Below are 13,468 nucleotides of genomic sequence, written 5' to 3'. Positions count from 1 at the left end.
AGCGCGCTATTTTTCTGCGGAAATGATCGTGCGTTTGCCGAACCACATACGGTGGAAGAGGCCATCTTTCAACACAAGCTGATGATAAAACGCACCTGCGACATGAACTGCAATCAGGATCACCAGCAGGATCGCCAGTGCCGCATGGACCCGGAACGAAGGCAGCACGGCAAACGTGCTGGGCAGTGGCGTACCATTGGGCAGGAAGGCGCTGCTAATCAGCCAGCCAGTGTAATATCCGCTGGCGATCATCAGGAAAATGATCGCATATAAGCTGTAATGCGCAATCGTAGCCAGCCGGTCGAGCGGGGCTGAACCGGTCGTCGCTGTTGCCGGGCGGGCGCTCCAGCGCCGGATGATGACACGCACTAGCATCAGTACAAACACCAGCATGCCGCCACTCATGTGTAACACCAGTATTTGTAGCTTTTTTGGATCGCTGTTTGACATATTCTCCAGCACGAAAAATCCCACGCACAAAAGACCGATGATCATCAGCGCCAGCAACCAATGCAAGGCGACGAGCACGGGCTGGTAACGCGTAGCAATAGTGCGGCTCATGACAGACCACCCACCACGTTGTCGAGATTGGTGAGGAATTTTTGCCAGCCGTATTTGGCACCCTGATAGGCTTGTTGCTGATCTGGGCGGAAGCCTGATTGTTCCATGCGCAGATGTGTGCCTGTGCTGGTGGGGCTGAGTGTCCAGGTAACGACGCTCTTGAGACCCATGGCTTCCCATGCATACGACAGTGCCTTGTTTGGTTCCACCACCAGCACCTGGCAGTCCACCACGCCCCAGTCTGCGCTGAGCGTAAAGCGGTGACCGACGACGGCCTGGAAATCGTTCTTCATCAGCCATTCTTCCATCAGGTAACCCTGTGTGAGTGCCCGCCAGATTTTTTCCTGGGCATGTGGCATTTCTCGCTCTATCACCAGTGTCTGGGTGTTATCTGAATTATTGGTGCTATCGATGTTATCGGTTTGCATTATTGATCCATCCTTTTCAGTAGGTCTTCCAAACGGTCAAATTTGTGATGCCAGAAGGTTGAATAAAAACTGATCCAGTTCATGAGTGGTGCCAGCGCTTTCGGTTCGGCGACGTAATACGTTTCGCGTCCCTCACGCCGGCCTTGCACCAGGCCCACCTGTTTAAGTGCGTTGAGATGTTTTGAGATGGCAGGTTGCGATACCCCGGACGGGTCCGTCAGGGCATGCACTGTCATTTCACCGCCTTTGCTCAAACGTTCAAAAATGGCACGCCGGGTCGGGTCCGACAAAACTTTCAAAACGGCTGTTGGCTCGGTGTGCATTGAAAATCCTTGCATCAGTAGTTGGCATAAATAAATCATATCCAACTGGTTATGGATTGTCAAGGTGGTTTTTAAGTGGGTAGCGGACATCGTTTAACCGCTGTTGTGCTGGAAGCTGCTAGGCAGCAACATTGCTCATGACAAAGTCGCCAGCGCCAATGCGTGTGCGCCGACAAATTGCGGTAGGCAGGTCTTGAATGAAACGACGACAGGGTTCAGGTGAGTGCGCTGGCGTAGTTGCCGGGGGATAATCCAAAATTGCGGATGAACAGGCGTGTCATATGGCTCTGGTCGGCAAAGCCGCTGTCTGTGGCGGCCTGTACCAGCGGCACGCCACCAGCGATCAGGCGGCGTGCATGATGCAGGCGGCGTTGCAACAGATAAGCATGCGGCGTCATGCCCGTGGCCCTGGCAAAGGCGCGCACCAGCTGGAAGCGGCTTAAACCGCTTTCTTGTGCCAGATCGTGCAGGGTAATCACGGCAGTGGGGTCATCATCGATCATATTGCGTGCATGTGCAATCGCCTGTGGAACAGGCTGAAGCAGCTGCCCGGCGACAGGCGCATGCATGACCCTGGCAAACAGCAAGAGCATGGCTTCTTCTGCAGACATATGTGTCATTGCATTACCAGGCGCGGTGATGCGGGCAAACAATTGCCGTACCTGTTGGTTGACGCAGGCATCACGTATGACTGGCAGGGTAAATTCAAGCTGATCAGATTTGCCTTCGCTGATGTCCTTGCATAGCGTGGCGACCAGCGCAGGTTCAAGGTAGAGCATTTTCCAGCTGCGGCCGGCGTCGCCGATGGGGGTGCCATCATGGATTTCGCCAGGGTTGACGGTAATCGTATCACCCGCCACGGCTTCCACCATGCCACGCCCGCTCAATGATTTTTGTCCACCCTGCAACACAAAGCCTATACCAAACTGTTCATGCATATGCCGCCCAAAGCTGTGCCGCGATTGCGCCTGCACAGCTTCCACACCAGATATCTGGCAGGGCAGCATTGCAAATTGTCGTTTGGCAGTGGTAGTCATGCAGGGGCTGATGCTAGTTGATCATTGGGGATGACGGCAGTTTAGCATTATCCCGATGCGCCAGGTCAGTACGCTCTTACTGCTACTGCCGTGGAAAGTCTTTGAGGTTATCTGCGCGCAAGCCGTCCAGTACCGTGGCATGCTTGCCTCTGAAACGGTTGAGTTGTGCGTTCAGGGCAGGGACGATATCGGCATTGCTTTTGTGCAGGTAATGAAATACAAGTGTGTTGTACATTTCACGTGACTGGAAGTCGCCCTCATCAAATTTGTTGGCCAGAATGGCGTCCCTGATAGTTTCATAAGGCCCCAGTACTGCGCTGATACGACCAATTTTCAGCATCCTGATGGCAGCGCCATAGTCATTGGTGACTACCAGATGTGGCCAGCCACGGGTTTCCAATTCGATCCGTCTGGCACCGCGTACTATGCCTACTGGAAGATGTGATGCTGTTTCCAGGTTGATAGGCAACTCGCCACTGCTCTTTAGGGTAAAGACACTGCCGGAATAACGGAACATGGGCGTATCAACCCGTACCAGATTGGGGTAGCTGGCTTCTATCGTGGTATCGCGTACTACGTCACCATCCAGTTGTCCGCTTTCAGCTTCAAACAATGCCCGTAGGGCGGGGCGGGTGACAAAACTGACTTTGATGCCGATGTTGGCATACGCTAACTCAAGGGCAAAGCGCGTTTGCCGCATTTGCAGTCCATCGGCAAACACCGGTAAGGTAATGTTGCGTTTGAAGGTGTTTTGTGATGCTTGTGGTTCACCGGGCATGGTAAAGCCTGTCAGCAAGAAGCTGGCCAGCAAACACTGACTCAGGACACCGTTGAAGCGCATGCTTGATGATCTCGTTCAATAAGCGGGGCACAGCCAGAACTGGACGGCAAGCCCATGCATGAAAGCATATAAATTTTTTAAAGTGAAGACACGGTTGCCAGTCTGAAAGAATAGAGCACAGACGACATGCTGACTGCGGACCCGGTGTGACTCCGGCAACATATGGATTTACCTGCATACTTGCGGGTAAATCCATAACAGTCATGAACCTGGATGACGTTTAAAAAGTGGGCGCGCCGGGCACAGCTTGATCGCGCGAATTAATTTCTTTTACTTGTAAATTCCCACACCCAGAAAATAATTATCCACTTTCTCTATGTAGGTAGACTTTTGCTCCAGGGCCTTGGTGATAGGGTTCGGCCATCTGTATTCTACCCAGCCAGAACCCTTGGTCTTGGCGACTTGCAGCATTTCTTTGGTCAGCAGTTTGCCATCACCATCCTTGAAATCCATCATTGGCTTACCTACCAGCTTGGGGTTGGCCGACGCCAGCATGGTGCCCTCCATGTCAAAGGCAATGACATACAGGTCGCGGTCATGGAATTGTTTGTTGGAGGCATCATTAAAATCCGACAGCGCCTTGTCCTTGCCATTGGATTTAAAATAGGCAATCGCTTTTTTAACCATTGCAGTTGCCTGATCTGCTGTGCCACGATCCTCTGCCGCTGCCGACATATTGCAGACGAACAAGGTCATGAAGAAAGCCAATACCAGCGAGCCAAGTTTTTTCATTGTAGTCTCCGTGTTGTTAATTGTTTTGTGTTTCCATGATGCAAAACTATGCAGCACAACAAGTACTCAAGACCGGTAGACACAGTACGGTGTCTTGTAAAAAAATCAGCCCTGATTGCAGATTAGTATAGAAGGTCTGTAAATTCAATTTGCCAAATATTGTGTAATGCATATGCGCCAGATCAAATGTATTGCTGTTCGTGGATGCGTCTCGTGTTTTGTAGGGTGCGCTGCGCGCACCGAATGCTGCCATGCGTTTGAAAATTCGGTGTGCGCGGCGCATTACCCTACGGGAGGTGTATTGCCGCTGTCATCGCAATGACCAACTCTTCAGCTACAATTGGTATTCAATTTTATTTTTAATATTTTTCATGACATCACCCGTATTTCGTAAATTCTCCCAGCCGCAATTGTCAGAAGCAAGCATACAGGCTGTGGCTGACGTGTTGCGTTCAAACTGGATTGCCACTGGCCCCAAGGTGACCGAGCTGGAACAGGCGCTTTCTCGCAGCTTTGGCAATCGCCCGACCAGATTGCTGACCTCGGCCACGGGGGCAATGGAAATTGCGCTGGCATTGTGCAATATTGCTGAGGGGGACGAAGTCATCACGTCGGCACAAAGCTTTTTCTCTGCCATGAACATGATTGTCAAATGCGGTGCCAAGCCGGTGTTTGTCGATTGTGATCTGGTCACGCGTGCGATTGATCTGGCGCTGGTGGAGGCGGCTATTACGCCCAGAACCAAAGCCATCATGCCTACGCATTTTCCCGGAGCACTGGGTGATATGGATGCGCTGTATGCACTGGCCAAAAAACACCAGTTGCGCGTGATTGAAGATGCTGCCCTGGTGCAGGGTTCCAAATGGCAAGGAAAAGCTGTGGGCGCATTTGGTGACATCGCCATCTTCAGCTTCCACCCCAACAAAAACATGACGACCATAGAAGGCGGGGCCATCGTCGTCAATGATGAAGCAGAAGCGCAGAGGGTGGATATCTTGCGTTTTCATGGCATCAGCAAATTGCCAGACCAGACCCGTGATGTGGTTGTTGCCAGTGGTAAGTTCAATATGTCAGATGTGTCCGCCGTGATAGGCTTGCATCAGCTTGCGCAGTTTGATGAATTCATGGCGCAGCGCCAGGTGCTGGCCGAGCGTTATTTTGAACGCTTCCCCAAAATTCCGGGCATTGTATTGCCACCGCAAGGGCAGAAAGACCAGACCTGGAATATGTTCTGCGTGCTTATCCCCTATGAAAATTTTGGCCATACCCGCAGCAGTTTCCGTGCTGCCCTGAACGACGCAGGCATAGGTACAGGCATCTCTTACGAAGCCTGCCACCTGACCACCGTTGCCAAGCACTTCGGTTATAGTGAAGGCATGTTCCCCAACGCCGAACGCATCGCCCGCGAAACCGTCACCCTGCCTTTGCATGTGGGCTTGACGCTGGGTGATGTGGATGAGATTTGTGAGGTGGTCGCCAGGGTGTTGGCTGGATGAGTCTGAGGGACTGAAAACTGTAGGTTGTTTTACCCGCTGGTGTTGCGCCAAAAGGGCGCAACACCATATTCATGCCAAGTTTGAACAGACCTTATGCAGCAGCGATAAGACTTGCTATTTTCACGCCGATATTAAACACGTCTTTGCTGAATTCCAGCGCAAAACGGCTGAATGCCAGCGCTTCGTCATGCGTCAAGCCCTGGCGTTCTATTACATGCCATTGCAATTGCCCATCGCTATGCAGGGAGATGACCCACCAGGAGTGGTTAATGCTTGGTGCATCACCTTGCGAACCGGCATCCACCTCACCGGATTCACGTGATTCCTTATCGCGGAACAGGATGTAATCCCAGCCACTGCGGCCACGTATTTCTGCATACACAACCGATTTCCGGCCATCAATTTCAACTTCGATCTTGAGCGAGTTTTTGCCCAGATAGCTCCAGGGTACGGCCAGGTTTTCCGGAGTCTTTGTTTCCTTGGCGTTGGCGGTAATTTCTTTTACTTCTTTTCCGTCAAGCTTGGGAATGCGCCCATCATCATCGATGGTCAGTGTTAGTTTCCCGGTAGGGTGGTAGTTGTGAATTTCCTTGATCCAGACAATTGCCATGTTCAAACCTCTTTTCGTAAATTGATTGCACAGCTACATGCTGTGAAGAAATTATTTGTCATCTTCTTTTTTCTTTTTTGATTTCATCCCTTTGATCACTGCGGCAGCCTTGATTGTTGAGTTGGCCAGGTCAATAGTGAAATTGATAAAGAAAAGTCCCAGCGAAAGTGCTTCGTCATGCAAAATACCCTGGCGTTCTATCGTATGAAACTCCACATCGCCATCGCTATGCAGCGACAGCACCCACCACGAATGGTTGACGCCTGGTGCGTCGCCTTGGGAGCCAGCATCGATATGTTCCAGTTCACGCATTTCTTCATCACGGATGACCATGTAGTCCCAGCCAGATTCACCACGAATTTCGACCGTGGCGCTGCCTTTTAAACCATCTACATTGGTATTGATGCGCAATTTATTGGCCAGATTGAAGCTCCATGGCACTGCCAGATTCTCTGGTTTTACCGAGGTGTAATCTTTATCGGCCGGCTTTGCACCGACCACGATAGCCTCGTCGCGGCCATATTCTTTGTCTCCTACTTTGGGATGACGGCCACCATCGTCGCAGATAATTTCCAGGGTCCCGGTTGGGTGGTAGTTACGTATTTCTTTGATCCATGCGATAGCCATAGTGTTTTTCTTTCATAGAGGTGGTGGGTGAAGCAATTGGATGGGAAATCGTGAAAAAGAAATGACAAAGAGTAAAATCTTTGCTCGTTGGCATTTATTGGCGAAATGATATATCAAATAAATAAGCCTTTTTTTACACATTGTGCGCGAGAAAATTTCTATGCATCCCCAGCTTTTACCGATTATTTCAACGATAGAAACGACGATTTATACCCAGGCTTTTGATGGCGAAGGCCTGATCAGCGTGCAAGATCTGGCCGAACAGGCGGGCCTGAGCCGTTTTCAATTACTAAGGCTGTTTAAAAGTGAAACAGGTAAGAGCCTGGATCAATTTATTCAGCGCATCAAATTGGAAACAGCCGCATCGTTTGTCAGTCTGACGAGGCAGCCTTTACTGGACATCGCTTTCAATTTGGGCTATAGCGGCCAGCAATCCTTTACACGTGCGTTTAGCAAACACTGGGGCATATCTCCATTGAAAATGCGTGCCAGCGCGTTGAAGCGCAATCAGCACTTGTTTGATGACAAGGCAGCATTCGCCATCCCCGCATGGCGACACAAACGCGAGCAAACCTTGCGCTTGTGGGTACGTCGGTATGTGGGTAGCTATGTGCAGGTGGTGCAGCACTGGGGAATGTTTGCCGGGGAAAAGGCAAGTACCCTGGCGACCTATAAAGGGCAATATTACGGTGTGATTTATGACGACCCGGATATTACTCCCGGCGATCAGATACGCTATGGCTGCGCGATAGAAGCACCAGACATGACTACGCCTGCGCCAGAGGGCTGGATAGATTTTATTAGCCCGCCCGCTCGTTTCATCGCGTTTTCTTTACATGGAAGTTATCTGGAAGGACTGGAAAAACTGCGGCCCAGGGTGTTGACCTGGTTTCAAAACCATCGGGAAACTTTTGGAACCGCCGGTGTTTTTGAAATCTACCCACATATCCCCAAAGGCGATGAACATCAAAGGCGGGATATGGCTTTGCACATTTCTCTGGCCAATTGATCCAGTGCGATTTGAGCAGGCTAGTTGAAGTTGGGAACTTGCCGACACTATTTGTCTGCTGCGCTTGTGATCAACCCGTCGCCGGATAACACCTGAACCACACGGCCAGCATGATCGCGGCTGCACATATCCATAAGCCTGTGGCAGCCCCCAGTGTGATGGCGATCGATGTCCTGGTACTGAACCAGTACACGGCACACAGGTACACTGCGTAAGGAAACAGCGACCACAGTCCGAACAGAGCGGTGGTCTGCAAAGCGGCTGCGGGGCGCGTGGTGCCGACCACAAAATGGGCTATCAGCGCGAAAGTGGGGAACAGCGGCACCAGTCAGGCCAGCACAAAATAGCGGGATTTGGACGCCAGCGCAATCAGCAAGACGGCTACTGCGCCCATCAGGCATTTGAGTAGGAGGGCGATCATGAAATGGATAGAGGTGATGGACTATTGCCCTAGTCTAACAGAGGCTCGGAGCTGCTTCGCATGGTGGATGTATTTTGTCATTCGGCATGCAGCAGAAACGCATTGATATGCTACATTGCTGACAGTTTGCGGGCTCTTGCCAGAGCAGGTCATCAGCTAGCCTGGATGTCTTGCTGGTTACAGCACGATAGTTTGCCAAATTCAAGGAGATTCACATGCCCAAAGCCACCGGAACCTTTACCGTCAAAATGACCCCGCAAGCTGCTGCCAGCGAGATTGCGGATGCGGCCCTGGGCCGTCAGACACTGGACAAACATTTTACCGGTGAGTTGGAAGCGCATAGCCTGGGTGAGATGCTGGCAGTGGGTACGGCGACCAAAGGCTCTGCCGCTTATGTGGCGATAGAGCGTGTGACTGGCACATTGCAAGGCAAGCAGGGCAGCTTTGTATTGATGCATGCCGGCATCATGAATCGCGGTGCACCGTCATTGACGGTGCAGGTGGTGCCGGATTCTGGTACGGATGAACTGACCGGCATCAGTGGCAAGCTGGCGATAGACATCAGCAATGGGCAGCATCATTACAGCTTTGATTACGAGCTGTCTTGATTCAGCGTGGCTATACTTCTCCCAGCAGGGCCCGCACATAGTTGACAGGTGCATGGTCAGCCATGTGGCGGAACTTGACGTTGTCAGCGTTGATGCCCTGTTCCAGCGCATAGTTGACGGTGGCCACTTCCTGATCGGTCAGCATGTCGACGAAATCCATGCCCGGTGGCATGACGCCGTGCCTGTCTATGTAATGCATGTCGGCCAGATGCTGGTAAAAAGGGGATTCTGGCGGCAGCTTGGTCACAAAGTCGGCACAGTTGACGTAGCGTGCGACCTCGCGCCCTGTAAAACCCGTCGCAAATTGTCCATTGCCGACGCAGGGTGAGCCAAAGTTGACCAGCCGTGTGCCATGGTATTTGGCGGCGGCCAGTGTTGCCAGCGCTGCCCCCAGGCTGTGGCCACATATCCACACCGTATTGGCCTTGCAGTGTCTGAACCATTCATCCAGCTCTTTTTCTATACTTTGAAACGAGGCCAGAAAGCCGGAATGCACCATGCCATGCCCATTCCACTGAATAGGAAAAAAGCGGATGTCGGTGATGAGGTCTTTGATATCGTCGGTCTGGGTACCCCTGAAAGCCAGGTAACTGGTATTGCCGTCTGCACTGTTGACGGCAAACGCCTGAGTGCCACTGTCTGCATTCTTGAACAGCTGCAGGTCTGTCATCTGTGCATTGCTCAGGACATTTTCCAGTGCCGCCAATGCCTGGCCACCCTGTTCAAAGCGCCAGTACGCCAGCCGTGACAATTCGGCACAGGTCGCGTGACTGGTCCATTTCTTGTCGTTGCTGAGCAGCGCCGGTTGAAGTTCCGGGTGATACAGCGCGGTCTTGCTTGGGTCGTATTGCATACATCATCCTTGTATGATTTTTTGCTGACGATGCCAATGGTGTCGGACTGCCCCTGATGCAAGACAGATGCACAGGATTTCAAGATAGCGCATCTCTGGGCAAACGACAAGCTTGGGGTGAGAAACCCATGATCGTATTTGCTTTTTCTTACAAGGTGATTAAAATGGGTTTCTATCTTATAAGAAATTTTGTTAATAGAGTAACTCAGCCATCTTAAAACATACGGACCTACGCAAAAAATGACGTGGGGCGGTAGCCAATCAAAACAGGGCTGTGGCCGCCAAAGGCGGTGCTGACAGTGTGGACGAAGTGGGCAGCGGCATCGTCCTGAACTTGGACAAGCCAGCCTGCACCATTACCAAACTGGGGCTGGCTGCTATCCCGACTGAAAAAGAACTGGGGCAAACCCGGGAATCATTCGTGTCGGCTGAAAAAAACAGACAGCAGATGCAGGCATCCCAGCAGGATATTGCAAAGAAACGCTATGTGCTGTCTATGTTTAAAGATAGCCTGCCACCTGAGGTCAGCGCCAGATTGGCGCAGTTGCCGAATAAGGACGGTATCGAGCTGGCATTGATACAGCCAGGTGATGTGCATGACGCCAGAGCGTATATGGTGGGCCATGCCCGCTCCATGCAAAGCGCCATTGAGACTCAGTATGGCAAAGAACACGGCAAGAATATCGAGCGCCAGTTGAAGGCTGAATTCAAGCTGTAATCCGTTCAAAGGTCCATCAATTTACCTGGAGCAGCATTTCCTGCAACTTTTTTGCATGTATGCTGCTACCTTTCATCTTCAGCTGGACAGTCGCAGCCAGCTTGCTCATGCTGCGCCAAGTTGCCCCTATACCTGGAAGATCATCATGCCACATCAATTGCAGCAAGCCCAGCAAACCCCATACAAACTGAGTGCGACCAGCGTCAAGCGATGCCTGCTGCTGATACCGCTGTGTTTGTTTTGCCTGCAAGTATACGCCGGTGTGCGTATCGAATTTGAACAGCGCAGCCAGAGCCGCCAGCCTGGCAAGCCAGTACGCAATGGCGAGGGCAGCTTTGCGACTGAAATTGATGGCATGCACTTTCGCCTGCTGAATTTATCCAAAGGGCAGATCAGCGAAGTGTCGGATGATGATGGTGCCCATACCCGTTTCGAGCCTGTGCCAGCAGGCCCGCATGCGGATACCAATACGCCCCTGTTGCCAGAACATGGTGGCCTGTTCGATCCGCTGGTGGGCAGTATAGAAGATGAGCACATCACCATCAGCCCGCCAGTACCGGTGGCAAACTGGAATGGCTATGCCAGCCGGCGTTATCAGGTCGAATTGCGGTATACGATGGTAATGCGGGCTGTGCTGATTTTTACGCGCCGCTTTGTGCATACCGAACAATACGAGATTACCGTGGCCGATATTCCGGCATCGGCATCTGTCGTGCGCCTGGTATTGACACGTGGCTATGGCCGCACACTTGGCCTGCATCCGGATGCTTTTTTGGGCTTCCCCGTCAAAATCGAAGGGCAATTGCGGTCACATGATGCTGGCAGCAAGGATGCAGCGGGTGATTTTATGGTGGACATGACATTGCAGGCGCGGAGTATCCGCCCCTGGCAATTGCCCTGAATCGGGGCTTTTGTACTTCAGCATCTGCTTATGTCGGCATCTGCACCATGCTTTGCGGTGCTTTTGGTGTGTCCAGCATGCCGGATATAGTCTCCACGAAGGCATTTTTATCTGGTGCCGGGCCGATGCCAAAATTGGTGCGATAACCATTGCGCATGCCAGTCAGCATGGTGAACATTTTGCCGGTGTTGGGCATGATACTAAGTTCAAGGCTGTAGGTGTGGTAGCTGCCAGGTTCGTCATCTTCTACAATGGCGACAAAATAGGCCTCATTCCTGGAAACTGGCCTGGGCATTTTGATGGTCACAATTTCTTTGCCGGTTGCCGTTTTGTCGACATAGACTTCAATCTCTTTGCTGGAGATGATTTGTGTCGGGTCCACGACTTCTCTTTTTCCGTAGGCGTCCCATATGTTGGCAAAAATAACGCGCCCTTTGTTTTTCAGATTATTCACGAAAAACGCTCCTTTTTCGCCTTGCAACAAGCCTTGCAGCACCGTGCGCGTCATGGCGAAATGATGGTCGCGGGGATTGGGGGATGGGGCCGGGCTTTGGGCTTGTACATCGTCTTGCTCCTGTTTTGGTGCAGGATGCAATTTATCCCCCATGGCGAGAGCAACTGTATTCATGACAAAGACAATGCCAAACCAGATTATTTTCCATAATGGAATTGGGTCCAGATGCCTGTTGCGCGGGTTCAGGTACGACCACAGGGTCAGCAAACAAAGCACATTGATGGCTATGGCAAGCACACGTCTCAGTTTGGGGCAGCCGTAGCTGTTCGCCCACAGCCCCATGCCGGCTGCTACGCAGAAAATCAGCAGATGCATCATATCGGCGCTTTCGCTATTGGGCCATATGATCGTGCTCGAAAACCGCAATGCGCCGTGTAGCAGCAGGCTGATGCTGAGCAATTGCGCGACGGTTGCTATATTCGACGTTGACGAATTGCTGTTTTGTGCCGGTTTTTGCATGAGCGACTTTCCTTTGGGATGAGCAATGGAATAACGATGCCGAAAAACTGATTTTGGCCTTTTTTTGACTTGCTAATGACCTGCTATTGACCTGCGAAAGAGCTGTTACTGGCCGGCTGCAATAATCACAAGGGATATTACCCGATCAAAAAAGAATATGGCAAACCCGGCAGACAAACGGTTGAAGTGCGTTGACAAACGGAATCGCAAGGGAAGGTGAGACCAAAACAAAACGGAGAAGAAAGCGGCATTGCTGCCCGCTATCTTCCCCGATTTTTTGGGTACGACTGATTATTTACGGCTGGTCACGTGCTACAGCTTGCTTGCCTGCATCACCGCGACCATAAACCGGCTACCTTGGTTTTACTGCGCTTTCTGGGTTTTGCCAGTAGCTATTTTAGAATTAGCAGCCATTCTGAAGGCAACATTTGCGAGCGTGCTGGTTCGCCAGCACTGTCAGTAAAACTTGTGCTTTCGACCAAAGACTTTGCAAAGATGGACATTGGTTAGCGATGAAGAGACTAGCTTTTTTTGCAAGGCAAGCGATTGAGCGGGGTACGAATAATCATAACACTTTGATGTAACGCCACTCATACAATGAAGCGCCGATGAATCTGCAATTTCAAATCACTGAAGAAAACATCATCGGCAATGATGCAAAAAATATTTTGACATTTTCAAAATACGCCTTTATTATTTACTTCATCGCCAATGATGCAGTAAAAAATAAATGAGGCCAGTTGTTAAACTTATTAATGTTGCAAATATTTCTTCTGGACATCCTTATCGGGGAAGTATTCCTGAGCATGTTGGGGCAGGTGTGCGTGTGGTCCAAATGAAGGATGTCTCGCCACAGTCTGGCATTGATTGGAGTCGCGCGATTGAATCGCTGCCTATAGCAGCGGGTTCGCCTGGCTGGTTGGCAGATGGCGATATCCTGATTGCAGGACGCGGCAACCACAATTACGCAGTGCTGGTTCAGCAGCCGCCAGAAAAGGCGCTCGCCTCGCCCCATTTTTTTGTGATACGCCCTAACAAAACGCTGGTTTTGCCAGAATTTTTGGCCTGGCAATTGAATCAAGAACCTGCACAACGTTATTTTGCCGGTGAATCAGAAGGCACATTGACTAAAAGTATCAGGCGCAAGGCGGTAGATATATGTCAGATTGCCTTGCCAGATTTTAAAACGCAAGAATACATTATTGCCTTGCAATTGGCAGTGCGTCAAAAGCGTCAGATTTATGAAAAACTGATGCGCAATGAAGACGCCCTCATGTCTGGCATTGCCAGACAACTCTTGCAAGACGCTCATAGCAAAACAGGAAAATAA

18 protein-coding genes are annotated in these 13,468 nt (G+C 51.1%); 7 read left to right on the top strand and 11 right to left on the bottom strand.

Annotated features, from left to right (window positions below):
* Window positions 1–6: 6 nt before the first annotated feature.
* The 6 genes from AC1RVX_RS07825 to AC1RVX_RS07800 all read right to left on the bottom strand — a co-directional run bounded on the left by AC1RVX_RS07825 (window position 7) and on the right by AC1RVX_RS07800 (window position 3,922).
* Window positions 7–561 (bottom strand): cytochrome b, encoded by a 555-nt coding sequence (locus tag AC1RVX_RS07825; RefSeq protein ID WP_493216005.1) that lies wholly within the window; start codon window positions 559–561, stop codon window positions 7–9.
* Window positions 558–989, bottom strand: a complete 432-nt coding sequence (locus AC1RVX_RS07820) for an SRPBCC family protein (RefSeq protein WP_493216004.1) — start codon at window positions 987–989, stop codon at window positions 558–560. The genes AC1RVX_RS07825 and AC1RVX_RS07820 overlap by 4 nt, the downstream gene beginning before the upstream one ends.
* Complete coding sequence (locus AC1RVX_RS07815; protein WP_493216003.1) at window positions 989–1,312, bottom strand: ArsR/SmtB family transcription factor; 324 nt, start codon at window positions 1,310–1,312, stop codon at window positions 989–991. Before AC1RVX_RS07815 ends, AC1RVX_RS07820 begins: the two co-directional genes overlap by 1 nt.
* A gap of 215 nt (window positions 1,313–1,527) precedes the next feature.
* Entirely contained in the window at window positions 1,528–2,349 is an 822-nt protein-coding gene (locus AC1RVX_RS07810) for an AraC family transcriptional regulator (RefSeq protein WP_493216002.1), read from the bottom strand.
* A gap of 82 nt (window positions 2,350–2,431) precedes the next feature.
* Window positions 2,432–3,190: a hypothetical protein gene (locus AC1RVX_RS07805; protein WP_493216001.1), complete on the bottom strand. Its 759-nt coding sequence runs from the start codon at window positions 3,188–3,190 to the stop codon at window positions 2,432–2,434.
* 270 nt (window positions 3,191–3,460) lie between these two features.
* The gene (locus AC1RVX_RS07800; protein WP_493216000.1) at window positions 3,461–3,922 is read right to left on the bottom strand and encodes a cache domain-containing protein; all 462 of its coding nucleotides are present in this window, start codon (window positions 3,920–3,922) and stop codon (window positions 3,461–3,463) included.
* 371 nt (window positions 3,923–4,293) lie between these two features.
* Between AC1RVX_RS07800 and AC1RVX_RS07795 the strand changes: the two genes are divergently transcribed.
* Window positions 4,294–5,418 (top strand): DegT/DnrJ/EryC1/StrS family aminotransferase, encoded by a 1,125-nt coding sequence (locus AC1RVX_RS07795; protein ID WP_493215999.1) that lies wholly within the window; start codon window positions 4,294–4,296, stop codon window positions 5,416–5,418.
* A 91-nt stretch (window positions 5,419–5,509) separates the two neighbouring features.
* On the opposite strand, the gene AC1RVX_RS07790 is transcribed toward AC1RVX_RS07795, so the two are convergent.
* The gene (locus AC1RVX_RS07790) at window positions 5,510–6,028 is read right to left on the bottom strand and encodes a hypothetical protein (RefSeq protein ID WP_493215998.1); all 519 of its coding nucleotides are present in this window, start codon (window positions 6,026–6,028) and stop codon (window positions 5,510–5,512) included.
* A gap of 51 nt (window positions 6,029–6,079) precedes the next feature.
* The gene (locus AC1RVX_RS07785) at window positions 6,080–6,655 is read right to left on the bottom strand and encodes a hypothetical protein (RefSeq protein WP_493215997.1); all 576 of its coding nucleotides are present in this window, start codon (window positions 6,653–6,655) and stop codon (window positions 6,080–6,082) included.
* Between the two features lie 160 nt (window positions 6,656–6,815).
* On the opposite strand from AC1RVX_RS07785, the gene AC1RVX_RS07780 reads away from it, so the two are divergent.
* Complete coding sequence (locus AC1RVX_RS07780; protein ID WP_493215996.1) at window positions 6,816–7,664, top strand: helix-turn-helix domain-containing protein; 849 nt, start codon at window positions 6,816–6,818, stop codon at window positions 7,662–7,664.
* A 70-nt stretch (window positions 7,665–7,734) separates the two neighbouring features.
* Here AC1RVX_RS07780 and AC1RVX_RS07775 read toward each other — a convergent pair whose 3' ends face one another.
* Window positions 7,735–7,989, bottom strand: a complete 255-nt coding sequence (locus tag AC1RVX_RS07775) for a GlpM family protein (RefSeq protein WP_493215995.1) — start codon at window positions 7,987–7,989, stop codon at window positions 7,735–7,737.
* Window positions 7,990–8,300: 311 nt separating this feature from the next.
* Here AC1RVX_RS07775 and AC1RVX_RS07770 point away from each other — a divergent pair, with 311 nt between their 5' ends.
* Window positions 8,301–8,693, top strand: a complete 393-nt coding sequence (locus AC1RVX_RS07770; RefSeq protein WP_493215994.1) for a DUF3224 domain-containing protein — start codon at window positions 8,301–8,303, stop codon at window positions 8,691–8,693.
* A 10-nt stretch (window positions 8,694–8,703) separates the two neighbouring features.
* Here AC1RVX_RS07770 and AC1RVX_RS07765 read toward each other — a convergent pair whose 3' ends face one another.
* Window positions 8,704–9,546 (bottom strand): lipase family protein, encoded by an 843-nt coding sequence (locus tag AC1RVX_RS07765; protein WP_493215993.1) that lies wholly within the window; start codon window positions 9,544–9,546, stop codon window positions 8,704–8,706.
* 274 nt (window positions 9,547–9,820) lie between these two features.
* Between AC1RVX_RS07765 and AC1RVX_RS07760 the strand changes: the two genes are divergently transcribed.
* Window positions 9,821–10,264 carry a hypothetical protein gene (locus tag AC1RVX_RS07760; protein WP_493215992.1) on the top strand — a complete coding sequence of 148 codons (444 nt, stop codon included), beginning with the start codon at window positions 9,821–9,823 and terminating at the stop codon, window positions 10,262–10,264.
* 145 nt (window positions 10,265–10,409) lie between these two features.
* A complete protein-coding gene (locus AC1RVX_RS07755; protein WP_493215991.1) occupies window positions 10,410–11,165 on the top strand; it encodes a hypothetical protein in 756 nt (251 codons plus the stop codon).
* A gap of 28 nt (window positions 11,166–11,193) precedes the next feature.
* Here the strand turns inward: AC1RVX_RS07755 and AC1RVX_RS07750 are convergent, their stop codons facing one another.
* Entirely contained in the window at window positions 11,194–12,138 is a 945-nt protein-coding gene (locus AC1RVX_RS07750) for a hypothetical protein (RefSeq protein ID WP_493215990.1), read from the bottom strand.
* A gap of 608 nt (window positions 12,139–12,746) precedes the next feature.
* On the opposite strand from AC1RVX_RS07750, the gene AC1RVX_RS07745 reads away from it, so the two are divergent.
* Together AC1RVX_RS07745 and AC1RVX_RS07740 are read left to right on the top strand one after the other, a co-directional pair.
* Complete coding sequence (locus tag AC1RVX_RS07745; protein WP_493215989.1) at window positions 12,747–12,872, top strand: hypothetical protein; 126 nt, start codon at window positions 12,747–12,749, stop codon at window positions 12,870–12,872.
* A 92-nt stretch (window positions 12,873–12,964) separates the two neighbouring features.
* Complete coding sequence (locus AC1RVX_RS07740) at window positions 12,965–13,468, top strand: restriction endonuclease subunit S domain-containing protein (protein WP_493215988.1); 504 nt, start codon at window positions 12,965–12,967, stop codon at window positions 13,466–13,468.

This window comes from Undibacterium sp. GW821-FHT11B02, from assembly GCF_058808955.1.
The sequence above is the reverse complement of the archived record's forward strand: the minus strand, read 5'-3'. Positions and strand labels throughout refer to the sequence as shown.